The organism is Flavobacterium sp., from assembly GCF_013823965.1.
Classification (GTDB): Bacteria; Bacteroidota; Bacteroidia; order Flavobacteriales; family Flavobacteriaceae; genus Flavobacterium.
In genome coordinates this window covers 1-26,028 of the sequence record NZ_PNNA01000060.1, presented here as the reverse complement: position 1 = coordinate 26,028, position 26,028 = coordinate 1, and the positions used below count along the sequence as shown (strand labels likewise).

General features: G+C 36.8%; 24 protein-coding genes and 1 riboswitch. Of the genes, 14 read left to right on the top strand and 10 right to left on the bottom strand.

From position 1 onward, the window contains the following. Positions 1 to 150: 150 nt before the first annotated feature. Positions 151 to 1,467: an adenosylhomocysteinase gene (ahcY, locus tag C0430_RS07070; RefSeq protein WP_290867273.1), complete on the bottom strand. Its 1,317-nt coding sequence runs from the start codon at positions 1,465 to 1,467 to the stop codon at positions 151 to 153. 248 nt (positions 1,468 to 1,715) lie between these two features. Between ahcY and C0430_RS07065 the strand changes: the two genes are divergently transcribed. From C0430_RS07065 to C0430_RS07040, 6 genes are all read left to right on the top strand, one after another. Further along, positions 1,716 to 2,369, top strand: coding sequence for a 4'-phosphopantetheinyl transferase superfamily protein (locus C0430_RS07065; protein ID WP_290867271.1), 654 nt, complete (start codon positions 1,716 to 1,718; stop codon positions 2,367 to 2,369). A 76-nt stretch (positions 2,370 to 2,445) separates the two neighbouring features. Further along, positions 2,446 to 3,162, top strand: a complete 717-nt coding sequence (locus tag C0430_RS07060) for a geranylgeranylglyceryl/heptaprenylglyceryl phosphate synthase (RefSeq protein ID WP_290867269.1) — start codon at positions 2,446 to 2,448, stop codon at positions 3,160 to 3,162. 5 nt (positions 3,163 to 3,167) lie between these two features. Then, on the top strand, positions 3,168 to 3,800 hold the full coding sequence (pnuC, locus tag C0430_RS07055) for a nicotinamide riboside transporter PnuC (RefSeq protein WP_290867267.1): 633 nt from the start codon (positions 3,168 to 3,170) through the stop codon (positions 3,798 to 3,800). Further along, entirely contained in the window at positions 3,752 to 5,872 is a 2,121-nt protein-coding gene (locus C0430_RS07050; protein ID WP_290867265.1) for a DUF4301 family protein, read from the top strand. The genes pnuC and C0430_RS07050 overlap by 49 nt, the downstream gene beginning before the upstream one ends. A gap of 2 nt (positions 5,873 to 5,874) precedes the next feature. Beyond that, the gene (gene arfB / locus C0430_RS07045) at positions 5,875 to 6,276 is read left to right on the top strand and encodes an alternative ribosome rescue aminoacyl-tRNA hydrolase ArfB (protein ID WP_290867263.1); all 402 of its coding nucleotides are present in this window, start codon (positions 5,875 to 5,877) and stop codon (positions 6,274 to 6,276) included. A gap of 59 nt (positions 6,277 to 6,335) precedes the next feature. Next, positions 6,336 to 6,430: riboswitch (TPP riboswitch) on the top strand. An 89-nt stretch (positions 6,431 to 6,519) separates the two neighbouring features. After that, complete coding sequence (locus tag C0430_RS07040; protein ID WP_290867261.1) at positions 6,520 to 8,733, top strand: TonB-dependent receptor; 2,214 nt, start codon at positions 6,520 to 6,522, stop codon at positions 8,731 to 8,733. Between the two features lie 51 nt (positions 8,734 to 8,784). Here the strand turns inward: C0430_RS07040 and C0430_RS07035 are convergent, their stop codons facing one another. Further along, on the bottom strand, positions 8,785 to 9,237 hold the full coding sequence (locus C0430_RS07035) for a hypothetical protein (protein ID WP_290867259.1): 453 nt from the start codon (positions 9,235 to 9,237) through the stop codon (positions 8,785 to 8,787). A 165-nt stretch (positions 9,238 to 9,402) separates the two neighbouring features. On the opposite strand from C0430_RS07035, the gene greA reads away from it, so the two are divergent. The 3 genes from greA (at position 9,403) to C0430_RS07020 (ending at position 11,600) form a co-directional block, all read left to right on the top strand. Then, on the top strand, positions 9,403 to 9,879 hold the full coding sequence (gene greA / locus C0430_RS07030; protein WP_290867257.1) for a transcription elongation factor GreA: 477 nt from the start codon (positions 9,403 to 9,405) through the stop codon (positions 9,877 to 9,879). Between the two features lie 65 nt (positions 9,880 to 9,944). Continuing rightward, positions 9,945 to 10,334 carry an HIT family protein gene (locus tag C0430_RS07025; RefSeq protein ID WP_290867255.1) on the top strand — a complete coding sequence of 130 codons (390 nt, stop codon included), beginning with the start codon at positions 9,945 to 9,947 and terminating at the stop codon, positions 10,332 to 10,334. A 93-nt stretch (positions 10,335 to 10,427) separates the two neighbouring features. Further along, positions 10,428 to 11,600 (top strand): transglutaminase domain-containing protein, encoded by a 1,173-nt coding sequence (locus C0430_RS07020; protein WP_290867253.1) that lies wholly within the window; start codon positions 10,428 to 10,430, stop codon positions 11,598 to 11,600. On the opposite strand, the gene C0430_RS07015 is transcribed toward C0430_RS07020, so the two are convergent. Beyond that, entirely contained in the window at positions 11,592 to 12,746 is a 1,155-nt protein-coding gene (locus C0430_RS07015) for a HAMP domain-containing sensor histidine kinase (RefSeq protein WP_290867251.1), read from the bottom strand. The genes C0430_RS07020 and C0430_RS07015 overlap by 9 nt on opposite strands. 146 nt (positions 12,747 to 12,892) lie before the next feature. Between C0430_RS07015 and C0430_RS07010 the strand changes: the two genes are divergently transcribed. Both C0430_RS07010 and C0430_RS07005 read left to right on the top strand, forming a co-directional pair. Next, positions 12,893 to 13,771, top strand: a complete 879-nt coding sequence (locus tag C0430_RS07010; protein ID WP_290867249.1) for a flavin reductase family protein — start codon at positions 12,893 to 12,895, stop codon at positions 13,769 to 13,771. A 35-nt stretch (positions 13,772 to 13,806) separates the two neighbouring features. Then, the gene (locus C0430_RS07005; protein ID WP_290867247.1) at positions 13,807 to 14,184 is read left to right on the top strand and encodes a DUF3127 domain-containing protein; all 378 of its coding nucleotides are present in this window, start codon (positions 13,807 to 13,809) and stop codon (positions 14,182 to 14,184) included. Between the two features lie 108 nt (positions 14,185 to 14,292). On the opposite strand, the gene C0430_RS07000 is transcribed toward C0430_RS07005, so the two are convergent. Then, positions 14,293 to 15,030 (bottom strand): phosphatase PAP2 family protein, encoded by a 738-nt coding sequence (locus C0430_RS07000; protein ID WP_290867244.1) that lies wholly within the window; start codon positions 15,028 to 15,030, stop codon positions 14,293 to 14,295. Between the two features lie 77 nt (positions 15,031 to 15,107). On the opposite strand from C0430_RS07000, the gene aat reads away from it, so the two are divergent. Together aat and C0430_RS06990 are read left to right on the top strand one after the other, a co-directional pair. After that, entirely contained in the window at positions 15,108 to 15,743 is a 636-nt protein-coding gene (gene aat, locus C0430_RS06995) for a leucyl/phenylalanyl-tRNA--protein transferase (RefSeq protein WP_290867242.1), read from the top strand. Between the two features lie 6 nt (positions 15,744 to 15,749). Further along, positions 15,750 to 16,538, top strand: a complete 789-nt coding sequence (locus tag C0430_RS06990; protein WP_290867240.1) for an MOSC N-terminal beta barrel domain-containing protein — start codon at positions 15,750 to 15,752, stop codon at positions 16,536 to 16,538. 9 nt (positions 16,539 to 16,547) lie between these two features. Here C0430_RS06990 and C0430_RS06985 read toward each other — a convergent pair whose 3' ends face one another. From C0430_RS06985 to C0430_RS06965, 5 genes are all read right to left on the bottom strand, one after another. Further along, positions 16,548 to 17,114: a DNA-3-methyladenine glycosylase I gene (locus C0430_RS06985; protein WP_290867323.1), complete on the bottom strand. Its 567-nt coding sequence runs from the start codon at positions 17,112 to 17,114 to the stop codon at positions 16,548 to 16,550. Positions 17,115 to 17,261: 147 nt separating this feature from the next. Continuing rightward, a complete protein-coding gene (locus tag C0430_RS06980) occupies positions 17,262 to 18,998 on the bottom strand; it encodes a glycosidase (RefSeq protein WP_290867238.1) in 1,737 nt (578 codons plus the stop codon). A gap of 5 nt (positions 18,999 to 19,003) precedes the next feature. Further along, a complete protein-coding gene (locus C0430_RS06975; protein ID WP_290867235.1) occupies positions 19,004 to 19,930 on the bottom strand; it encodes a PfkB family carbohydrate kinase in 927 nt (308 codons plus the stop codon). 16 nt (positions 19,931 to 19,946) lie between these two features. Further along, complete coding sequence (locus tag C0430_RS06970) at positions 19,947 to 21,251, bottom strand: MFS transporter (protein WP_290867233.1); 1,305 nt, start codon at positions 21,249 to 21,251, stop codon at positions 19,947 to 19,949. A gap of 173 nt (positions 21,252 to 21,424) precedes the next feature. Next, complete coding sequence (locus tag C0430_RS06965; RefSeq protein WP_290867231.1) at positions 21,425 to 23,845, bottom strand: TonB-dependent receptor; 2,421 nt, start codon at positions 23,843 to 23,845, stop codon at positions 21,425 to 21,427. Between the two features lie 155 nt (positions 23,846 to 24,000). Here C0430_RS06965 and C0430_RS06960 point away from each other — a divergent pair, with 155 nt between their 5' ends. Further along, positions 24,001 to 25,029 (top strand): LacI family DNA-binding transcriptional regulator, encoded by a 1,029-nt coding sequence (locus C0430_RS06960; protein ID WP_290867229.1) that lies wholly within the window; start codon positions 24,001 to 24,003, stop codon positions 25,027 to 25,029. 79 nt (positions 25,030 to 25,108) lie between these two features. Here C0430_RS06960 and tsf read toward each other — a convergent pair. Then, positions 25,109 to 26,028 (bottom strand): translation elongation factor Ts (tsf, locus tag C0430_RS06955; protein ID WP_290867227.1); only part of this gene is annotated, 920 nt, incomplete at its 5' end.

The window sequence follows — 26,028 nt, the reverse complement described above, 5'->3', positions numbered from 1 at the left end:
TTATGTTTTTCCTTTAAAAACATAAAGATTGCAACGAATAGCCCGACCCGTAGTTTTTATGAAGGGTCACGCCCAAAAACAAAAAACCCTCACATCGCTGCAAGGGTTCTGAAATAATCTAAAATCTAAATTCAGAAATCTAAAATAGATTTAATATCTGTAATATTCTGGTTTGAATGGTCCTTGAACTTCAACACCAATGTATTCCGCTTGGTCTTGACGTAAAGTTTCCAATTCTACTCCTAGTTTAGCCAAGTGTAACATAGCCACTTTTTCATCCAAATGTTTAGGTAACATATACACTTCATTGTTGTATGCAGCGCTGTTTTTCCACAATTCGATTTGGGCAAGAGTTTGGTTGGTGAATGAGTTACTCATCACGAAACTTGGGTGACCTGTAGCACAACCAAGGTTTACCAAACGACCTTCGGCCAAAATGATGATGTCTTTTCCAGCGATAGTATATTTGTCAACTTGTGGTTTGATTTCGATTTTCGATGCACCGTGGTTTTTGTTTAACCAAGCCATGTCAATTTCGTTGTCAAAATGTCCAATGTTGCAAACGATGGTTTTGTCTTTCATTTGCTCGAAATGAGAACCTAGAACGATGTCTTTATTTCCAGTGGTTGTGATGATAATGTCAGCATTAGCAATAACCGTGTCTAATTTTTTAACTTCATAACCGTCCATTGCAGCTTGCAAAGCACAAATTGGGTCAATTTCGGTAACTGTCACGATAGAACCAGCACCTCTAAACGAAGCTGCAGTTCCTTTTCCAACGTCTCCGTAGCCACAAACAACAACTCTTTTTCCGGCTAACATAATGTCAGTTGCACGACGAACTGCATCTACAGCACTTTCTTTACATCCGTATTTGTTGTCAAATTTCGATTTAGTAACCGAGTCATTCACGTTGATGGCAGGCATTGGCAACGTTCCAGCTTTTACTCTTTCGTACAAACGGTGAACTCCAGTTGTAGTTTCTTCGCTCAATCCTTTGATTCCAGCAACCAATTCTGGGTAACGATCAATCACCATGTTGGTCAAATCTCCACCGTCATCCAAAATCATGTTTAATGGTTTTCTGTCCTCGCCAAAGAACAACGTTTGCTCGATACACCAGTCAAAATCCACTTCGTTCAAACCTTTCCAAGCATAAACTTGAATCCCGGCAGCGGCAATCGCGGCGGCAGCTTGATCTTGAGTAGAGAAAATGTTGCAAGAAGACCAGGTCACTTCAGCACCAAGAGCAATTAAAGTTTCGATCAAAACCGCAGTTTGGATTGTCATGTGCAAACATCCTGCAATACGAGCGCCTTTCAGCGGTTGTTCGTCTTTGTATTCGGCACGAAGCGCCATTAAACCTGGCATTTCGGCTTCCGCCAATTCAATTTCTTTTCTTCCCCAAGCCGCTAGAGAAATGTCTTTTACTTTGAAAGCCACATAAGGCATAGTCGATGTACTCATTTATAGTATATTTGTAATTATAAAATTTTTGCAAATTTACGTAATAACTTATAATTTAAAAAGCAATCAGGAACTTTTATGAATTGTTTAGTGTCCTAATCTTTTGAATTATAATGAAATAATTTTTAATGTCACCCTGAGCGCTGTCGAAGGGAGGAGCTAATCCTGCTGTACACTATATCTTTTATGCCGAACACCGGCATAAAAAGATGCCGTTTCCATCAGGGCTAGAAAATCAAGTTACTAAAATGCCGCTATATAAAACCATCAACTATAATTCCACCACCAAAATCCTGGTTTGGGAAATAACCGAATCCTTAGAGGAATTATTGGGCAATGTAGTTTTGAAAGAAAAAACCCAGCTTCGTTTAAACCGAATGAAATCTGAAATTCATCAACGTGCTTTTTTAAGCGTTAGAATGTTGTTGCAAGAATCGGGTTTCAATGATTTTGATTTGTATTATGACGAATTCGGAAAACCTTATTTGAATCCGAATAACCGTCACACTGGGCCTGTCGAAGTGTCCATAACCCATTCACATCATTTTTCGGCCATTATTATAAGTGATGAAACCGTTGGAATCGACATCGAAATGCAAAGAGAAAAAATCATTCGCATCGCCGATAAATTTGTGAATTCAACAGAATTAAATCGACTCAAAAGTTTTGATACTCAAGATTACATCAAAAAACTAACCGTAAAATGGGGAGCCAAAGAAGCCATCTTCAAAATCCGAAACGAAAAAGGAATCAGTTTCAAAGATCACATTCAAGTCAATCCATTTGAAATCCAGGACAAACAAACAACAGCAATTCTAGAAATCAAAAACACAAAACAACAATTTTCTATTTATTTCATTGAATTTGAGAATTTTACTTTAGTTTATGCCTTCGAAAATTAAAAAAAGACAAACCGTAGATTCGCAGATTTTTAAAATCTTAATAAAAAAATCTGCGAATCTGCGGTAATAAAAAATTATGACAAACATCTATAGCAACATTCTACAATCAAAAGCAAACAACGAGAAACTACTCGCGATTCTCCTCGATCCCGACAAAATCGAATTGAATACTCTAGACTTGTTAATCAAAAAAATAAGCCAGTCGCCGGCCACCCATATTTTCATTGGCGGAAGCCTTGTCGAAAACAATATTTTAGACGAATTGGTAATTCTTCTCAAAAAACAGCTTGATTTACCCATTATTTTGTTTCCCGGAAATCCTTCCCAAATTTCTTCCCTTGCTGATGGAATTTTGTTTTTGTCCCTTATTTCAGGAAGAAATCCGGATTTCCTGATAGAACACCAAGTAAAATCGGCTCCCATTTTAAAGAAAACCCAACTCGAAATTATTTCAACAGGTTATATTTTAATCGAAAGCGGAACAAAAACTGCCGTGGAAAGAGTGAGCAAAACCAATCCTTTGGACAGGAATAATCCCGATTTGGCATTGGCAACTGCCCAAGCTGGCGAAATGTTGGGCAACAAACTCATTTATCTCGAAGCGGGAAGTGGCGCAAAACAAGCCGTTCCGCTGGAAATGATTAAAAAAGTAGCTCAAAACATTAAAATTCCGTTACTAGTTGGAGGAGGAATTATAGATTTGCAGGGAATTCAAAAAGCCTACGATTCCGGCGCCGATTTGGTGGTTATTGGAACCGCTTTTGAAAATGACGTTGATTTTTTTAATAAATAAAAAACATGATAGAATTTTTCCTAAATGCATACAAAAATGCCTCGATGATCCAAATCATATTGGAGTTTGTTGCTTTTGTATTCGGGATTTTGAGCGTTTGGTTTGCCAAAAAAGAAAATATTTTGGTGTATCCAACGGGCTTGATAGCCACGATAATCACGACTTATTTACTTTATGTTGCGGGTTATTTGGGCGACATGATGATTAATGGATATTTTTCCATAATGAGTATTTATGGCTGGTACAAATGGGCACGAAAGAAGAACGACACTGAAGTCATTGCCATTTCGAGAACCAACAACAAGGAAAAAATAACAGGAATGGTGTTTTTCTTTGTCACCATTTTTGTGGTTTTTGGAATTTACAATTTCTTTGACTATGAAATAAAAACAGCCAATTATATCGATATATTTGCCTCAGGACTATTCTTCACGGGAATGTGGTATATGGCCAACAAGAAAATCGAAAACTGGACACTTTGGATTTTTGGCGATATAATTGTGACTCCGTTGTACGCCTACCGTGGAATGGGGATGTTGTCTTTGCAGTATTTAATTTTTACAATTTTAGCCATTTCGGCTTATTTAGAATGGAAAAAAATCTTAAACAGCTCCCAAAACCAGGAAGTTCAGAAATAATAAAAATTGCCCTTTTTGGTCCGGAATCTACCGGGAAAACCACATTGGCCATTCAACTTGCCGAGCATTTTAAAACCGCTTGGGCACCTGAATTTGCGCGTGATTATCTTCAGGAAAAATGGGAAAAATTCCGCCAGATTTGTGATATTGACGATATGTTGCCCATAGCTTATGGGCAAACCAAGCTCGAAAACGACAGTCTTTCCATTGCCAATAAATTCCTTTTTTGTGACACCAATTTATTGGTAACCAAAGTTTTTTCGGAAGTGTATTACAACTTTTGTGATCCGTTATTGGAGAAAGCTGCCTTGGAACATGAATACGATTTGTTTTTCCTGACCAATATTGATGTTCCTTGGGAAAAGGATGATTTGAGGGACAAACCCGAAGGAAGAGAATCGGTTTTTGCAGTTTTCAAACAGACTTTGATCGACAACAATAAGCCTTTTATCACACTTTCCGGCGACAAAGATTTACGATTGTGTAATGCCATTTCTATTGTCAATGATTTGGCAAAAGCCAAAAAAATGGGCTTTTCTTCTCTTGATTTTGTACAGATTCACGAACATGGAGTTGCACTGGAAAACATCGAAAAGCAGTTGAATATTTTCAAAAACGGGATTCCCAAAACTGTTTTGGATGAGCCAGCCAAAGTTTTTAAAGGGATTTCAAAACTATCGGAAAATGATTTTCAGCAAAAAGCCAAATTTTTTGATGCCAATAAATCAACTTTAAAATTAAAAAAATTCGTTCCGGCTTCAGGAGCTGCCAGCAGAATGTTTAAGTTTTTAAACACGTTTTTGAATGAGTTTGATATCGAAAACGAAAGCATCAATGCTTACATCAACAGAAAAAAGGACAGTGAATTGTCCATTTTCATTGTTGGATTGGAAAAATTTCCGTTTTTCGAGGCGGTCGATGCGAAGTTGAAGGAGGTGTTTCCGGATTTTAACACATTGGAAAGAGATTATAAAAATTATTATTTCATAAAATTGCTGTTGTCTCCTGATTATTTTGATTTTGCCAATAAGCCCAAAGGAGTGCTACCGTTTCACAAATACAAAACGCATATTGCCACTGCAATTGAGGAGCATTTGTATGAATGTGCTTATTATTCCAGTTCGAATAATAGCTCCCATTTGCAATTTACCGTTTCGGAAACGCATCAAAGCCAATTCGAAAGTGTGGTGGATTCAGTAAAAAGTACCGTGGAAAAAAAATCAGGAACCACAATAACCACGAGTTATTCCTATCAAAATAAAGCTACAGACACCATTGCCGTTGATTTTAACAATAATCCATTTAGGGACGAAAACGAAAAATTAGTTTTCAGACCCGGAGGTCACGGTGCTTTAATCGAGAATTTAAATAATCTGGACGCGGATATTATTTTCATTAAAAACATTGACAACGTCATTCAAAATCACAAAGAAAGTATCGCTTTGTATAAAAAAGCATTGGCGGGAATTTTGATAGAAATGCAACGACAAGTCTTTCATTATTTGAATGAAATTGAAAGCGCAAAAGAAACCGATTTGGAAGAAATGATTGCTTTCGCCCAAAATAATTTGAATGTGGAAATTCAGGAGGATTTTTCGAAATATACTTTAGAAAATAAAATCAGCCACATAAAAGAACTTTTGGACAGGCCAATTCGTGTTTGCGGAATGGTGAAAAATGAAGGAGAACCAGGTGGCGGACCATTTTGGGTACGAGATTTAAAAGGGGCAATTTCGTTGCAAATTGTCGAAACTTCGCAGGTAGATTTGACGAATGCCGAACAAGTTAAAATTCTTGCCGATGCCACTCATTTCAATCCAGTGGATTTAGTTTGCGGAATATTAAATCATAAAAACGAAAAGTTTGATTTGAGTCATTTTGTAGATCATAATAGCGGTTTTATTGTCGAAAAAAATAAAAATGGCAAATTTTTAAAAGGATATGAATTACCGGGTTTGTGGAACGGAGCAATGGCAAAATGGATTACCGTTTTTGTTGAAGTCCCGTTGATGACTTTCAATCCCGTAAAAACAGTTAACGATTTATTGAAGCCAGCCCACCAACCACAATAACTTTGGAAACCGAAAAAATCATATCAGAATTGCAATACAAAGCCGTCCGCAGTAGTGGAGCCGGAGGCCAAAACGTGAACAAAGTTTCCTCGAAAGTGGTTTTGACCTTTGATTTGAAAAATTCGCAAGCCTTGTCCGAAGAAGAAAAAGCCTTGTTGGAAACCAAACTTTATTCTAGATTGACTTCAGGGCAAATCCTGATTTTGAATTGTGACGAAGACAGAAGCCAACTCAAAAACAAGGCAATAGTGACCAAAAGGTTTCTGGACATCATCACAGCTGGACTTTATGTTCCAAAAATCAGGAAGGCCACAAAAATTCCCAAATCGGTGATTCGAAAACGAATCAAGGATAAAAAGAACGTATCCGAAATAAAGAAAGCCCGAAGAAAACCGGATTTTTAGTTCTCCAAAAAACTTTAAACTTTAAACTTGGAACTTTAAACAAATAAAGTATCTTTGTGTCCGTCTCAAAGGGGTGCTCTAAATATCGAGCTGAGATTATACCCATAGAACCTGAACAGGTAATGCTGTTAAGGGAAAATAGAATTAAAGATGAAGTGCACGTCATCTGGAAATTCAGAAAAATCATTTTTTTTAATTTAACAAAAGAATAATTCCCCCTTTTATTCGTAAAACTATTTACGGATGAACACTTTATTTTATTTACAAAGTACAAAGACGAAACCTTTTAATCTATTATCTCTTCGTCTATTATCTCTTCTTTTTTTTCTTTTTTCATTAGTCTCTTTTTCACAAGAAAAACAACAAGACACCACAAAAGTCAATCAACTCGACGAGGTTTTGGTTTCGGCGGTTCGTGTCACTTCAAAAACACCGGTTAGTTTCAGCAACTTGGACAAAAAGGAAATCAAGCCCCGAAACTTGGGGCAAGATATTCCTGTTTTGATGAATTATTTGCCGTCAGTTGTAACCACTTCCGATGCTGGAAACGGAGTGGGTTACACCGGAATTCGCGTTCGCGGAAGCGATGCTACCAGAGTGAACGTGACCATCAACGGTATTCCGTACAACGATTCGGAAAGTCACGGAACCTATTGGGTAAATATGCCTGATTTTGCTTCGTCGGTCGAAAGTTTGCAATTGCAGCGCGGCGTGGGAACTTCAACCAATGGAGCTGGAGCTTTTGGTGCGAGTTTGAATATGCTCACAGATTCCTATTCCGATAAAGCTTCGGGCGAAATTTCTAGTTCCTACGGAAGTTTCAATACGTTTAAAAACACCTTGAAATTCACCACAGGTTTGATGAACAATCATTTTGAAATTGCGGGTCGTTTATCTGCATTGCAGTCTGATGGTTACATCGATAGGGCCAAATCTGATTTGAAATCCTATTTTCTTCAAGGAACTTACGTGGGCAAAACAACTTTAATCAAAGCTTTGGCTTTTGGAGGAACTGAAAAAACCTATCAAGCTTGGTATGGCGTTGATGCTGCTACAATGGAAAGTGACAGAACCTTTAATCCTGCTGGAATGTTTACGGATGAGTTTGGAAACCTACGTTTTTATGACAATCAAACCGATAATTACCAACAGGACCATTATCAATTGCATTGGAACGAAAAAATTGCGACAAATTGGAGCACCAACTTGGCATTTCATTATACCAAAGGGAAAGGGTATTATGAAGAATATAAAGAAGACCAAGATTTTGCAGACTATGGTTTAGCGCCAATTGTTGCGGATCCAGTAGTAAACGCAACAGATATCGTTCGTCAAAAATGGTTGGACAATGATTTTTACGGAACCACATTTTCGGCTAATTACAAAGCTGATAATCTGGACGTGATTCTTGGTGGAGGCTGGAATAAATATGAAGGCGACCATTTTGGGAAAGTAATTTGGGCACGTTTTGCTTCGCAAAGTGAATTGGGAGATCATTATTATGATGATTTTTCAACAAAAACCGACGGTAGTATTTATGCCAAAGCCAATTATAAAGTTTCCGATACATGGAGTTTGTTCGGGGATTTGCAATTGCGAAGCGTTACTTATAAAGCCAACTCGGCAGAAACAGGTTTGGTGGACGACACCTTTAATTTTTTCAATCCAAAAGCGGGAGCCACATATAAACTAAACAACAGCAATAGTTTGTATTTTTCGTATGCAAGAGCCAACAGGGAACCCAACCGAACCGATTATGAAAGCGGAAGTCCAAAACCCGAAAAGTTGAATGATTTTGAATTGGGATGGCGTTATCTTTCCGATAAAATAAAGTTGAATGCCAATGGTTATTTCATGAAATACCAAGATCAATTGGTTTTGACTGGAGAATTGAACGATGTGGGCGAGCCAATAAGAACCAACAGCGGCGATAGTTATAGAGTGGGAATTGAATTGGATGCCACTTTTCAACTTTCAGAAAAATGGGTTTTGCAGCCTAATGTCACGTTGAGTCAAAACAAAAACAAAGAGTTCTATTTTACCAGAGACGGTGTTTTGCAAAATTTAGGAGACACCAATATAGCGTATTCTCCAAATATTGTTGCGGGAAATCGATTGGCCTTCATGCCGGTTAACCATTTTCAAATTTCATTGTATTCCAAATTTGTTGGAGAGCAGTACATGGCCAACATAGATTCCGACGGTTCAAAGTTAGAAAGCTATTTTGTCAATGATTTGAATGTGTCGTACGAGTTCAAGCCAAAAACCATTTTTAAGTCTATTTTGGTTTCGGCTTTGGTCAATAATATCTTTGATTTGAAGTATGTAAGCAATGGATATTTTTATACGTATGATGATGATTACAGCAATCCACCAGCCATAACAACAATAGAAGGCGCGGGATATTATCCGCAATCAGGAATTAATTTCTTGGTGGGATTAAGTTTGAAATTTTAGATAACTTTGTTGAATTTTTTAGAATCCTGATGGTTATACTGTCAGGATTTTTTAATTATATACTCTAAGAATAGTTCCGTTGATTTCAACTCTGTATTGTTTTAAAGGATATTGTTTGCCGGCGCTTTGACCTGTAAATAAACTGTATTCAGCACTGTCACAAGCACAAACCACGGTGGTTTTATCGATTTTTAAAGGGTCTGCAGGGTCAAGTTTTTTAAAAGTCATCGTAGAGCAGCTACTTAGCGCTTGATTGGGACAAGCGGCATCAAAGGCAACGTAGCCACTGCCGGTATTGAAAATATATAAACCCCTGCCAGCTCCTTGATTAGGGTAATAAATAGCGTTGATTGGGGTTAATAGACTGGAATAAGCAGGTAAATTCATATTGATGTCTATGGTAAAGGTATAATTGGGCAAATAAGGATTGTTGTTGCTGATACTGTTGGGAGTACAACTAAAAAGCATTGGAAAAACCATCAACAGGAAAAAATATTTTTTCATTATCCGAAATATATTTGAAGAATTAGTGAAACAAATTTAATTTATTTAACTTTGAAATGTATATGTTTGTCATATAATTATTGGCTAAAAAAAATTAATAGTATCTTTGTAGAAAGAAATCCCGTCCTGATGGGATTTTTTCTATTTTATATAAACGATGAAGTTATGACGAAAGTATCTTATTACACTGCAGAAGGGTTAAAAAAATTAAGAGAAGAATTAGACTATTTAAAAAGCGTGATGCGTCCAAAAGCATCGCAAGACATAGCAGACGCAAGAGACAAAGGAGATTTGTCTGAAAATGCAGAGTACGACGCAGCCAAAGAAGCGCAAGGAATGTTGGAGATGAGAATTGCCAAACTGGAAGAAGTGCATTCCAATGCCAGATTGATTGACGAAACACAATTGGACACATCCAAAGTATTGGTATTGTCAAACGTGAAAATCAAGAACCAAGCCAATGGAATGGAAATGAAATACACACTTGTTGCCGAAAGTGAAGCCGATTTGAAAACCGGAAAAATATCCGTGACTTCGCCAATTGGTCGAGGTTTGTTGGGAAAATCCGTTGGAGAAGTGGCCGAAATAACCGTGCCAAACGGCGTTTTGAAATTTGAAATCCTGGAGGTTTCCAGAGACTAATAATTATGGTTCCAAAGGTTAACTGTTGAATCGGTTAACCGTTTAATCAATTAAACAATTATACAATGTCAAGTATTTTTACCAAAATCATAGAAGGAGAAATTCCTTGCCACAAAATAGCCGAGGACGATAATTTCTTGGCTTTTTTGGACGTGAATCCAAATGCAAAAGGACATACTTTGTGTGTTCCAAAACAGGAAATCGACAAAATTTTCGATATCGAAGACGACTTGTATCTTGGATTGATGCAGTTCTCCAAGAAAATCGCCATTGCATTGGAAAAAACAGTTCCCTGCAAAAGAATTGGAATGGCCGTCATAGGTCTTGAAGTGCCTCACGCCCACGTTCACCTGATTCCCTTGAACGAAATGGGAGAAATGACATTTAAGCACAAAGTAAGTTTGACCAAGGAAGAGTTTGAAGCTTTGGCCAAAAGTATTCAGGCCAATTTATAATGTTTTAGCAATAAAACAAATTGGTATGGTTTTCGTTTAGAAAGGGAATGGGTAAAAATCCATTCCCTTTTAATTTATCCATTGTCCCGTAACATGAAAAATATTTATTTACTGCTTTCTTTTTGTTTTTCCATGCTCAGTTTTGGTCAAGCCAATGTCAGTTACACTTTAGTCGATGCTAAAATGACCGCGATTCCTTCCAATGTCACTAATTCTACCGAGGGAATTGCCAAGTACATCAACGCCAATTTCAAAACAGAAAACGATAAAATTAGAGCCGTTTTTTATTGGACGGCATCAAACATCAGCTATGATGTAGAGAATATGTTTGCCGTCAATATTACGGAAACTCCCCAAGAGAGAATCACAAAAACGTTGAAAACCAAAAAAGGAATTTGCGGGGACTATGCTGCTATTTTTAATGAAATAGCCAATTTAGTGGGTGTAAAATCGGTTGTTGTTGATGGTTACACAAAGCAAGAAGGAAAAGTGGCTTCCTTGGCACATGCTTGGTGCGCTGCAAAAATAGAAAATAAATGGTATTTGTTTGACCCAACTTGGGGTTCAGGCTACGTGAATAATAATAAATATACTCGAAAAATCAACAATGCTTACTTTAAAGTAGCGCCTTCAAAAATGATAAATTCGCACATGCCATTTGATTATTTATGGCAGTTTGTCAATAACCCGATAACCAACCAAGAATTTATTGTGGGTAAAGTCCTGATCAACAAAACCCAAAAGAACTTCGATTTTGAAAAAGAAATAGCAAAATATGAAGCGCTGCCCAAAATCGACCAGCTATTTGAATCGGCTCAAAGAATCGAAAAAAACGGAATAAAAAATCAATTGATTGCACAGGCTTATACGTATGCAAAAACGTCTTGGAACACGCAAAGAGAAAATGAAAATGGAGCAAAATACAATGCAATTGTCAATCAATACAACGAAGCTATTAGTGAATTGAATGATTTTATCTATTATCGAAACAATAAATTTAAACCCATTTTGCCAGACGAAGAGATCAAGTCGAAAATTCAAAATCCAATTGAAAAGTTGGAAAAATGTCAAGAATCTCTTTTTAGAATAGGTTCTATGGGCAGTGAAAATGCAGACAGTGTCAGTTCTTTAAAAAAATCAATTGCCGATGCACTTGTTCAATCTAAGACGCACCTTGCATTTGTGAATAATTATTTAAGCAAAAGTAAATTAGTTCGCAAAACGATGTTTTCGAAGGTGTCTTGGTTTGGAGTTCCCTTAAATTAATTTACTTTTCTTGAAAATTACCTGCATTGTCGTTCCTTTTCCAATCTCGGAATTCAGGACTTTTATGGTTCCTTTGTGGTATTCTTCGACAATTCTTTTGGTGAGCGAAAGCCCTAAACCCCAACCGCGTTTTTTGGTGGTAAATCCAGGTTCGAAAACACTTTTGAATTGTTTTTTGGGAATTCCGCCTCCAGTATCGGATACATTTATTTTTACTAAATCGCCTTCCTGAATTACCTGCAAAGCCAATTTTCCTTTTCCTTTCATCGCATCGATGGCGTTTTTTACCAAATTTTCTATCGTCCAACTGTGTAAAGTGGGATTCATCAAAACTATTATGGGTTCTTTTGGCGCATTAAAAGAAAATTCGACTTGTTTGGAGAATCGCGATTGCAAATAGTCACACGATTTTTGGGTTTCCTCGATGACATCCTTGTTTTCTAATTTGGGTTCTGAACCTATTTTCGAAAAACGTTCCGTGATGGTTTGCAGTCGGTCAATGTCTTTTTCGATTTCGAAAATGGTGGTTGCTTCCACATCATCGGCCTTCAGGATTTCGACCCAACCAATCAATGACGAAAGCGGTGTGCCTATTTGGTGTGCCGTTTCCTTTGCCATTCCTGCCCAAAGTTTGTTTTGGGTCGCCATTTTAGTGCTTCTGTAAAAGTTGTAGACCAATCCAGCAAACAGTACAATAATGAGTACCAAAGCAATTGGATAATATTTGAGTTTGTTTAATAAAGCCGAATTTCCATAATATAATTTCTGAAATTTTCCAGGAACATATTCGATAACAATGGGTTCATTTTCGCTTTTTAAACCAGCCAAAAAAGCGGCTGCTTTTTGGGTATGATTCACGATTTCCTCGTCAATATTTACCGTGTTGATGATGCTGTCATTCTCGGTAAGGATAATCGGGATCGAAGTATTGTTGCTGAATATCTGTAGCGGAAGTTCCACGTCAGTGTTTTCTCCGGCATTGATGAGTGTTTTTTGTGCATTGGCCCAAAGATTCATTTTTAACCGTTCTTCGTGTTTGAAAATTTGGAAAAAAGTGTAGGTATTCCAAAGAATCATCGAAATAATTAAAAAGGAAGCGAAAATGATAACCCAACGGGTTGTGTTTCTACTTTTGGAAAACTGCATAAACTGTTTTTTGTGGCATAAATATAACAATTCCAATGGCAATAGCAATATCAAATATCAATTATCAATAGCGATGTAGAAATAAATTCATTGACAATTTCATATTCCATTTTCATATTTCCTACTTTTGTTTAAATACAAATTCCATGATTAGCATTGAACCAAAGGAAATTTCTCCAGCAAAACTACAAAGCTATTTACAAGGTGCCGTTGCGCCTCGACCTATCGCTTTTGCCAGTACAATGAGCCAAACTGGAAAGCCCAATTTGTCTCCTTTCAGCTTTTTTAATGTTTTTAGTTCCAATCCGCCCATACTTATTTTTTCGCCGGCGCGTCGCGTTCGGGACAACACCATAAAACACACCTTGATCAATTGCGATGCCACTCGGGAAGTGGTGATAAACATCGTCAATTTCGACATGGTACAACAAATGTCCCTTTCTAGCACCGAATATCCCGAAGGGGTAAACGAATTCCTGAAATCGGGCTTCACACAAATTCCTTCAGATATCGTAAAACCGTATCGCGTTGCCGAAAGTCCCGTGCAATTTGAATGCAAAGTCAACGAAATTATTGCTTTGGGAAAAGAAGGTGGAGCGGGAAATTTAATTATTTGCGAAGTAGTCAAAATACATGTCAATGAAACCATTCTAGACGAAAATGGCGACATCAATCCCGAGAAAATCGACTTGGTTTCCCGAATGGGAGCCAACTGGTATTCGCGGGCGAAAGCGGGATTGTTTGAAGTCGAAAAACCCTTGCAAACTTTGGGAATAGGAGTAGATGCCATTCCTGATTTTGTCAAGCAAAGTCCTGTTTTTGACGGCAATGATTTCGGAAAACTAGGCAACATCAATAGTTTGCCTACTAATGAAGAAATTGATATATTTGTAAAGCAAAATTTTGCGGTGAAAGGTGTTTTAAGCTCCGATGATGTTCAAAAAATACATTGGAAAGCTAAAAAATATTTGGACAACAACGACACTCTTTCGGCTTGGAAGCTGCTTTTGGCCAAAGGAATTTAAACCGAATAACAACAATATAAATAAATAAAATTAAGATGGAAGTTACAGGAAAAATCAAAATGATCGATCAAACCAAAGAGGTTGGATCTGCAGGTTTCAAAAAAAGAGATGTTGTTGTTACAACAGACGAACAATATCCACAACATATTTTGGTTCAGTTTGTTCAGGACAAATGTGATTTGTTGAATAATTACCAAGTGGGAGAATCCGTAAAAATCGACATCAACTTGAGAGGTCGCGAATGGACCAACCCACAAGGAGAAACGGTTTATTTCAATACCATCCAAGGTTGGAGAATTGCCAAAGCTCAAGCCGAAGCTCCTGCACCTCAAGCGCCACCAATGCCAGCTGCTGCTGCATTTCCACCCGCAACAAGCATCAACGAAGAAGAACCGGACGATTTACCGTTCTAATAAAAAAAAATCCTTGAAATTTTCAAGGATTTTTTTTTTGACTTAAACAATCAAATAGCTTTGGCCAAAATGATCTTATATGCCTTAATGGTAAAATTTTAACGGATGTTAATTTAGTTGAACAATGGCTCCCATCCCAATTTGGCTTCCAATTTGTGGATAAATAAAAGCGGTTGTTTTTTTCTTTTTTCTAAATGTCACGGGCTGAAACGGATTCCAGTGCGAAACAATCAATCCCGTTGCCAAACCAATACCTGCTCCGGCAAGAACATCGGAGGTGTAATGTTTGTTGTTGGCAATTCGGAGAATTCCCGTTGCCGTTGCAAACAAAAAGCCACTGCTGGCATACCATAAATTAGAATCTTTATACTCATAATAGAGCAAGGAAGCATTGGTAAAAGCAGTTGCCGTATGTCCTGACGGAAAGCTTAAATTGTCAGATTGATCGGGTCTTTCTTGTTGGAATATATTTTTGGAAGCAAAAACCACGGTTCCCATAATGGCATTCGCGATGGCTATGTTGATAGTCTGGTGTTGAAAATCATTTTTTGGTTTGAGTCCAAAAGTTTTTCCAAGATAGATTTGGGCAACAGGAACAAATGGAAGATAATTGTCGGCAGTTGTATTGAAATTTCTGCCAAAAAAGTTGTTGGCATTTGATTGTAAATTATCATTAAGCGCCTTGTTCAAAAGCAAAGTTCCCGCGGTTATGAGAGCAACGGGAGCAATAAATTGTTTGCACGAGATTTTGTCTTGATTTTTTATTGCGGCAATCGTGTCTTTCGACTGGGCATTTCCCATAAAAACCAACAAGGAAAATAAAAGTGTCGTGAGTTTGATTTTCATGGAATTTATAAAAATTTTGGGATTGGAATTTAAAATGTAAATTAGCTTTGCCAAATTTATACTTTTGTTCCAAGACTATGTATTTTTTATCCAAAGAATTATTTTTTCCTCCTGTTTCCGAAGCCAATTCGGATGGGATTTTGGCCATTGGTGGCGATTTGTCTCCAGAAAGATTATTATTGGCCTACAACAGCGGAATATTTCCTTGGTTTGAGCAAGGCGAACCCATTTTTTGGTGGTCGCCCAATCCCAGAATGGTGTTGTTTTTGGACGAATTGGTGATTTCAAAAAGCATGAGAAATATTCTTAATCGAAATATTTTCACGGTTACTTTCAACCAGAATTTCAGGGAAGTAATTTCGAATTGCCAAAAGATAAAACGAGACGGTCAAAACGGAACCTGGATTACTAACGACATGATTGAAGCTTATTGCAAATTGAACGAATTGGGAATTGCAAAATCAGTTGAAGTTTGGCAAAACGAGAAGTTGGTGGGCGGTTTGTATGGTGTTGATTTGGGTCATGTTTTCTGCGGGGAAAGTATGTTTTCCAAAGTTTCGAATGCCTCAAAAGTGGCTTTCATAGCTTTGGTCAACCAATTAAAAAAAGGAAATTACAAGCTTTTGGATTGTCAGGTTTACAATGAACATCTCGAAAGTTTGGGTTGCCGCGAAATGGAAAGAACGGATTTTATGGAAAGGTTAAAAAAGTAAATGATTATGAAATATGTTGTAAAAGAATTGTATCTCTATCCCATCAAAAGTTTGGCCGGAATTGCTGTTCAAAGTGCCAAAGCCGAAGAAATGGGCTTCGAAAACGACCGAAGATGGATGTTGATCGACGAAGAAAACCAGTTTATAACCCAACGAAAACATCCTAATTTGAGCCAGTTTTATCCCCAAATCAAGGAAGACAAGATTGAAATTTTGCATCAGGATAAAAAACATGAATTTTTCATTAGCGAAAGTTTAGACGAACATATTTTTTCAAAAGTTTGGGATGACGAAAGCAAAGTGGTTGAAGTCAACAAAGCAACTTCAAAATGGTTTAGCGAAGCACTTGGTTTTAGTTGTAAATTAGTTAAAATCATCAACAAAGGCGATAGGAAACACATAAGCACGAAACTTAATCAAACCCTGAATGTGAGTCTTGCCGATGGTTATCCTTATTTGTTAATAGGTTCTAAAAGTTTGGATGCATTAAACGAAAAATTGGAAGAAAAAGTAACGATTAAAAGATTTAGGCCGAATATCGTGATTAGCACTGAAACTCCCCACGAAGAAGATTTTTTTACTGTTTTTCAAATTGGGAGCGTGAAATTTCAAAACGCCAAACCTTGCGGACGATGCGTAATGATCAACAACAATCCGATGACGGGAATTATGATGAAAGAACCATTAAAAACATTAAGCACCTATCGAACTTCAAACAATAATGTTCTTTTTGGAACAAATATTTTTTCTTTAAATGAAGGGATAATTGCGGTTGGAGCCGATGTGGTCTTTTAGGTTTTTGAATCAAGAATCAATTTTCGTCCAACAATCTTCCACGTGGTCGTTGACCATTCCTGTGGCTTGCATGTGGGCGTAAACTACTGTGGAACCCACGAATTTGAAGCCTCGTTTTTTTAAATCCTTGCTAATTTCGTCTGAAAGTGGGGAAGTGGCGGGAACTTCTTTTAAGGATTGTCGTTTGTTGTCAATTGGTTTTCCGTCGGTGAAGTTCCAGATGTATTTGCTGAAACTGCCAAATTCTTCCTGCACTTTCATGAAGGCAACCGCATTGGAAACAGCAGCACGAATTTTTAATTGGTTGCGAATGATTCCGGCATCTTGCATTAATTCCTGAATTTTGTCTTCGGGATATTGGGCAACTTTTAGATAATCAAAATCATCGAAAGCTAATCGGAAGTTTTCCCTTTTTTTTAGAATGGTTATCCAACTCAAACCCGCTTGAAAAGTTTCGAGAATCAGGAATTCGAACAATTTTTGGTCGTCATAAACGGGAATTCCCCATTCTTCATCGTGGTATTTTTTGTACAAATCACTGGATAAACACCAGCCGCATCTTGTTTTATTTTCCATATAATATTCCTGTTCTTCTAAATTTTCAATACCCAAAAATAGAGTTTTATTTTTGGATTTGTGTTTGTTTAAGACCGGAATAAATTATTTTAAGCCATTGTTTACATTAATATTGCATAAATATGTCTAGGCTGTTGCTTTTGGAATTTAAAAAAACATGGTGTTTGTCAAATTATTTTCCGTTTGGTCAATTGTGAAACCATTAGTTTGAAGGTTTGCTTTTAAGTGCGCTATCGTGTTGCCATTTATCCATTTGATGTCTATAATGCTATCTATTGTATCATTGATTTCTATTTGACCTGAAAACGCATTCGACGTATTTCTTAAACGAATAATGTCTAGCTGTTTTGCAACAACTTCTCTTTTAAGCCCTTGTTCGATATCGTGCATTGTCAATGTGGTGCGATTAATTTCTTTATGTCCGGCACTTCCACCATTATCTGCTGCTTCGTAATTGTTTTTACCAGCAAAAACATCTAGATACCAAACCTGCGGTATTCCCGGCATAAACATTTGAATGACTCTGGCAAGAAGCAACTTTTGTTCGTCTTCTCCCAATGCACTAAAAAAGGTTGCATTGATTTGATAATAAGAAATTTTATTCCCAGAAGGGTCGTAAAGATTTTTTACTCGACCGCCACGTTCCATAATTGTATTCATGATGCTTTCGATTTCGGCATCTTCTAGTAATCCTTTGTTATAAACACCATTTACTTCCTTGCCTTTCAAATCCAGAACAGGTATTCCATCGTGGCAACCCAGCATGTTTACTGTTTTATATTTTTTGGCAACAATTTCTTTAGCCCATTTTATCAAGGCTTTACTGGTTTTATTTTCGATGGTATGTATCGTTAAACCAGGCAAGAAAAAGTCATAAATGTGATATCCTTCATTGGCGACTTCATCATGTAAATGCAAACCATATTCTGCGTGAATTTCGGGCAATAGCATCAAATCATTTTGTTGTGCTATTTTTTTAATACGCTCTAAATACTCCCAAGTTCCCGGTTTATTGAAAAAATTGGATTCTCCTACTTGTTTGTGCAAATAGGCAAACGCGTCTAATCGAAGGATATTACAACCGTATTCGCTTAATTTTTTTAGAGTTTCTTTATAAAATTCCCACACCAAAGGCGATGCCGCATTGACATCCATTTGTCCTAAATAGGAGCGCTTTTGTTCTATAATTTGTAAAATTGCTGATTTAAATGGAGTGCAATCTTCAAAATTAATGGTTGTAAAATCTTGATTATCTTTAATTGCAGTATTAATGAGGTCAATAATAAATAGGTTTTGCTCTTCAGTTAATCCTTTTATGTTTTTTAAATCTGTTACAGCAATCGGATTGTAGGTTATTTGTTGATAAAAAGTATTCCAATACGGTTGTTCCGTACCATCTGGAAAACGCACTTTCAATATGGGCAAGCCCGTTTTTCTCATAAACAATTTGTTGAGAAACTCTGGTTTTGGAATTACAATTCCGTCTTCATTTTTTAGTCCGTTACCTTCCCAGAACTCATTCCAATTGATGAAAAAGTCTTTGAATTTAGATTTATTTCCGTGCTCCAATAAGTCTTTAAACTGCGGTGAAGCTACCGAAAGATGATTTAGCACAATATCAAACTTCAGCTTTATCTGGAGTTCATTCAAGTCCTTTAAATCTTTGGGGTCTATTAAATCTTTATTTATGTCATAATCAATAATAGAAAAACCTCTGTCTAAATCACTATTAAAAAAGGTAGGCAACACGTATAGTAAAGAGAACACTTTTTTAAAATCGGGCATTTTAAGCATGGTTATGGTGTCACTAAATTTTTCTCCAATGCTATCCGGATAAATATTGAGCATTACACCATTGCTGATTTTTTTATTATTTTGTTGCATCGTATTTACAAAAGTTTAGATAGAATGTTGATGTTGTCCGGTAATCGACCTACATTTTGTAGTTTTAAAGCTGCTAATTTTAAAGCAATATCCAGACATTGATTGATTGATTTTTCTTTTATGTGAGCAAATAAAAATCCGGACCAAAAAGCATCACCCGCTCCTGTGGAGTCCAAAACTTTGTCAATTTTTATTGCCGGCATTTGTATGACTTCTTTTCCTTTTTGAGATAATTTTACCCCTTTGCTGCCTAAAGTCAAGCAAACCGTGTCTACTCCCTGATGATGAAAAAAATCAAATATTTCTTGATGGGGAAGTTCTTTCTCAAAAAGACGCAGCATATCATCTTCACTAATTTTTATTAATGGATTATACTGACAATAGGTTTTTATTACTTTAAAAGCCTTTTTTTGACTTTTCCACAGTTTTTTGGCATAGTTGACATCGATACTTAACTGACATCCTAAATCGTGTGCTTCTTGTGCTTTCTTTAAGATGGTTTTCTGCGCGGGATTTTTACTCAATGCGAAACAAGTGGTGTGAAATATCTTTGTACGGGATAGTATTTCTCTTGAAATTTGTTCTTCATAAATGCAACAATCTGCTGAACGATACGGAATGAAATCTGGTGTTCCCTCGGATCTTGAAACAAAAATCACGCTAGTCGATTTATCATCCAGGACGTTAAGATGGTTTGTGTTCACGCCAACACTCTCTAATCGTTTCGTAATATAGGATCCAAAACCATCGTTTCCAACAGTTGCAACCATAATGGTATTCAACCCTAATCGCGTTGAATTCATGGCAACATTAGTGGGCGAACCTCCTAAATACCTGTGATAATCTCTAGTTTCATTGATGAGTACCCCTTCTTGATGCCCAATAAAATCGACTAGGACTTCACCTACACAAAGGATATCTATTTCATCCATATTATTATGTATTACATTATTCACTTAATTTTGTGTTTTTTATTTTGATTAACAAGGTGCAAATAGCAGCAAGCACTAATAATACACCCGCAAAACGAATGGCTTGACGAGGGTCATTATCCAAGAAGTTCTTTAAGATGTAACCAAAGGACAGGTTTTGGATAATCATTGGAATCACGATCATCATGTTTATGATTCCCATATAAACTCCATAACGTTCTTTTGGAACAACCGCTACGACCATCAAATAAGGAATACCCATCATGCTTGCCCAAGCAATTCCGTAGCCAATAATTACTGCAAAAAACAGGTATTGATTTTCTACAGTTGGAAACCACAAAAAAGAACTAGCTCCAAAAAGCAGACACCCAAAATGAATCATTTTTGCGCCGTGTTTTTTGGCTAATTTGGCCAAATAAAAGGCAATTGAAAATGTAACTATAAATCCAAAAGCGCCAATTAAACCATTCCATTCTACAGCTTTTTCGTAATTTATCGCATCCTTTGGAGTGACATTCCACACAGACAAGGCAATACTTTTCGAATTGTTTTGCCAATAGCACATCATTGCATACCACTGAAACAAATACACCAAAAACAGTTGCCACATCACTGTTGGCATTTCTAAAACGGCTTTATAAATATCAATGAAGGGCGAAAAGATGTTTAATGGTTCCGCTTTTAAAATCGCTAATTCTTCTGCTGATGGCGGAATTTCTTTGGTTTTGCTCATACTCCACCAAATGGAAGTTACAGAAAGGATTGCTCCTAAAAAGAAGGAGGCATAAATCCAAGTGGGCAACGATCCTGTATAACCAACAAAAACAATTGGAAACAGAAAAAGAGAAATATAAGCCAGAAACTGTCCGAACCCTGTAAAAAAACTTTGAGCCTGAAAACCTACGGGTTGTTGTTCTTCGTCCAGAGTATCTGCAATAAAAGCACGATACGGTTCCATGGCGGTGTTGTTTCCTACGTCTAAAATCCAAAGCAAACCAGCGGCCATCCATAAGGAACTGCTAAACGGGAATAGAAACAACGCGATACTGCAAATGATGGCTCCAATAAAAAAGTACGGTTTTCTTCTTCCCCATCTTGGATGCCATGTCTTGTCACTCATCGCGCCAATAATGGGTTGAATCAATAATCCCGTTAATGGCCCAGCAAGATTAAGTATCGGAATTTGATCTGGACTTGCATGTAAAAAGTCATATATAGGATTAACAGCACTTTGTTGCAAACCAAAACTGTATTGAATTCCAAAAAAACCCACATTCATATTGATAATCTGCCAGAAATTCAGTTTTGTCTTTTTGAACATAGCTTGGGAAGTTATTTTATTAGATCATTAAATGGAAAAAGAATGAAACAAATAAACGATTTTTTTAATTTCGACACGTTTAAAGAATCTTATAATAAACTCGATTTTTATTAAAAACAATTCCTGTACTTTTGAGATACAAGAATTGTTCATAAACTAAATACAGGAATTGATTAAAATCTATAAGATAAAGCCATAGAAACCGATCTTCCCGGCATTGGTCTTGCTCTTACGTAATTTACCGTATTGTCTGTGATGTTTCCTTCTTCTGACTCGGTAATTGCCAAGGTGTCAAATAAGTTGTTTGCAGATAAATTTACGGATAATCCTTTTGTGATTTCAAAATCAACAAATGCATTTACGATTACAAAACCGTTCATTACCAATTGATTTGAATCTTGTGCGAATGCTTTGCTTTGACCAATAAAGCTCAACCCTACAGCATTTTTATTTCCAGAGAAGTTATAAGTTGGCATCAAATTGTACATCAATTTTGGTTGTCTTCTTGGCTCATTTCCTTTGTTGCCACCTGATGTAATTTCCGCTTTTGTGTATGTTAAAGCACCACGTACATTGAAATTGTCATTCACGTTATAAGAAGATTCCAATTCTAAACCATACGATTTATAATTGTTTTGGATGATGCTGTTTGAAGTAGCTTCAAAACCACCTTGCTCGTCGGTTTTAGAATGAAAAGCAGTTGCATAAACATATCCTTTTGGAAACTTAAGTTTGTATCCTAATTCGGCTTGAGTCAAAAAGTCCAATGCATTGATTTTACTTCCATCTAGATAATTCAATCCTGAAAACAAAATACGGTCTGCTTTTGCGGAAGCACCTTTGCTGTATCTGGCAAAAAGAGATTGTTTTGCCGTCAATAAATAGTTGGCGCCCAAAGTGTAAGAAACATAATCGTAATCGTAATTTACGGCAGTTTCATTGGCGGTATTTACAGCAAAAACATTTTGTTCCGGAACTGAAATAATTCCGTTATTATTGATGTCATGAGTGCTTGATGTACCACCAGTAAAAGATCCTGACACTTTACCCAAATCATAGCGCAAACCACCTTCAAGAGAAAGGTTTTCAGTTGCATCAATAGAAATGTTTACATAAGGAGCCGATACATTGTACTGTGTGTCATAATTACGGGCTAAATTACCCCAAGCTGGTGTGCCATAAGCATACAAACCATTTTCTGACAATAAATTTCCAGTGGCATTTTTCACATTTATCAAACGCGGGTTGTTGTCCGAAACTTCCTGTAAATAGGAGTTCCACAACCAAGATGTAGAAATATTTTGGATAGATTTGAAGTAACCCGCAGTAACGCCTATGTTATCAAATTTTTTAGTCACTCTTAAATCATTCATGAAGTTGCTTAAATCATTTAATTGTGCGTCGAACATGTGAATTCTGGATACTAATCCATTTGGATTGTTAAATGGAGTTCCTGAATCGGCATAAGTCAATGTGGAACCTGCTCCAAAAGAAGCAGCAATTGCCGCAGCCGAACCAACTTCTGCTGGAAATGGAGCAATAAATCCACCGCTGTTTGAGGAATAACGACCATTTTCGGTAATTTTCCAACCGTCTTCCAAATCAAATGCTGCACTCACACCAATCGATTTTGAAATGGGATTCATTCCGTCAGCAACATTTTCTCTTCTTAATTCTCCATTGGTACCAAGACCTACATTGTGGTTCAAATAAATGGATTGCAAGGCTCCTGTTGTGGCATCAAAACCACTAACGCTTCCCCAACTTGGATTGGCATTTGTTCCTGTAACTTTTACCGGCATTGGCATGTAAGCCGCAGCTCTGTCATTTAAGAATTTGGCATAAACCGTTACTTTTCCATTTTGAAATTCTTTCGTAAGGTTGAATTTTACCTGTCCACCATTATTAGATGTGGAACCCGTTTTTCTTACACCTTCACCCGCTCTGTAAAAACCGCCAACATGAAAATATAAACCGTCCCCAATTTTGGTTCCGTAGTCAACATCTGTTCTAAAATTGTTGTAATCCAATCCAAAACTAGTTCTCAACATTCCGCCTTCAGTTTTTCCTGTTTTGCTGATAAAGTTGATGATTCCACCAGGAGAATTGGAGGATAAAGTAGATGCCGATCCACCACGAATGGCTTCGATTTTGGCAACGTTTCCGTCAAATCTTGTAAATATATCAGCTGTTGCAAAGGCAATATCACCAAATAAAAGCACAGGTAATCCGTCTTCTTGAATTTGTAAATATTTAGACCCTCCAGATGAGATAGGCACACCACGAACCGAAATATTCGAGTTTCCTTCTCCGCCGGACGATTCGGAGCGAATTCCAGGAATGGAACGGAAAATTTCTGCTGTAGATCTAGGTGCTGATTGCTCAACTTGTTTCACGTCCATAGTCGTGATTGACACGCTGGACTTGATTTTTGCTTTTGGGTTTACAACACCAGTTATGACAACATCTTCCAGTTGAGTCGTTTTTATTGTGTCACTAACAGCTGCAGTTTCATTTTGTGAAAAGGATAGGTTGACAATCAGCAATGCCACAATCAATCCCAACTTTTTCAATACTGAATTACTTCTTTTCATGGTTTAAAATTATTTGATTAATAAATAGTTTGGTTATTTTTTTTCAAAACTAATTTTATAACTGTTAAATTTAAACATATTTTTTTCGAAAACGTTTTCGAAAACACCGAAAACGTTTTCGATTATATTTAATATTTTTTTCTCATATTTGTTACATGAAAGAGACTACTCTAAAAGAAATTGCCGAAACTTTGGGAATATCGATTACCACTGTTTCAAAAGCATTAAAAAACTATCCAGACGTAAGCGAGAAAACTCGAAAAGCAGTTGTTGCTTTGGCAGATGAACTAAATTACACGCCCAATAGTTTTGCCGTAAACCTGCGAACCAAAGAGTCAAAAACCATTGGGTTAATCATCCCTGAAGTGGTACATCATTTTTTTTCGAACGTAATCAATGGCATCATCGCCGAAGCCGAGAAAAAAGGTTATCTCGTTATTATTCTACAGTCGAATGAATCCTTGGAATTAGAAAAAAAACAGGTGGCCCTTTTGGTCAATAAAAGGGTGGACGGAATCATAATGTCGCTTTCCAATGAATCCAACAATGATTTTCACATCAAGGAAATCCTTCGAAAAGAAATTCCTTTTGTCCAGTTTGACAAAATATCGAAATTAATTCCAAGTTCCAAAGTGATTATCAATGACCAGAAAGCAGCGATGGAAGCAGTTCAACATTTAATTGACAAGGGATGCAAAAAAATCGCCCATATTAGGGGTCCAGAAAATCCACAAAACGCCATTGATCGTTTTATAGGTTATAAAAAAGCTTTGGAAAAAAATGGAATTCCTTATGATTCCAAATTGGTTTACACTTGCAAAAATGTCACATTTGAAGAAGGCGTGGAATTTGCCAAACAAATTGTGGAAGATCATCCTGATGTGGATGGAATTTTTGTCATCACGGATTTGGTTGCCGTTGGGGTTTTGGCCTATTTTAATGAAAAAGAGATTCAAGTGCCCAATCAAATTGCGGTAATTGGTTTCAGCAATTGGTTTATGTCGCAAGTAATAACCCCAAAATTAAGTACTGTAGACCAACCGAGTTACGAAATGGGAGTTGCCGCTTTCGGTTTACTACTTGAAGAAATGATTTGCCACAAAGACGGAAAGGTGTTTGTTCCCAGAACAATCGAATTGGAGACGAGTATCATAGAAAGAGAGTCGAGTTTGAAGACGAAATAAATTACTGAACTGATTTTAAAATAAAAATCCCATTTCAAATTGCTTCGAAATGGGATTTTATATTTGAGTTTAGAATAGATTAACCTAAAGTAACTCTTTTGAAACCTGTAATTTCAACGTTGAATCCTTTAACGTAATCACCTACTTTTTTACTATCATCTTTGATGAAGTTTTGATCTAATAAAGCTTTTTCTTGATCTAAAGTAGTATTGTCAGAGATGAAACGTAGCAATTTTCCTGGAATAATTTTATCCCAAATTTGTTCTGGTTTACCTTCCGCTTTTAATTCCGCTTTAGCATCTTCTTCCGCTTGTTTTAACACTTCTTCGGTTAATTGAGAGAAAGAAATGTATTTAGGAACATTTTTCAATGTTTTTCCTAAACGTTTTGCTTCTTCATTTTCTTTTTCGATGATAGCAATACGTGCAGCAAGTTCAGAATCAACGAAAGATGGGTCAAAATCTTTGTAAGATAGTGTGTCAGCTCCCATAGAAGCAACTTGCATAGAGATGTCTTTAGTTAAAACGTCACCATTAGCAATTGGTGCAGAAATTGCAGTTAAAGCAGCAATTTTGTTAACGTGAACATAAGATCCAACGAAAGCGCCTTCTAAAATTTCGAAACCACCGATTTCGATTTTTTCTCCAATAACGCCAGTTTGCTCAATTAATTTTTCAGCAACAGTAATTCCGTTGAAATCTGATGCCAAGAATTCTTCTTTAGAAGAGAAGTTGATTGCTTTTTCAACTAATTCTTTAGCCAAAGTTACGAAAGCTTCGTTTTTACCTACGAAATCTGTTTCACAGTTTAAAGTGATGATAGCTCCTTTGGTTTTGTCGGCATTGATAAAAGAAACAGCAGCTCCTTCAGAAGACTCACGGTCAGAACGATTAGCGGCCACTTTTTGTCCTTTTTCTCTAAGGTTTTGTATAGCTTTATCGAAATCTCCATCAGCTTCAACTAAAGCTTTTTTACAGTCCATCATTCCGGCACCTGTAG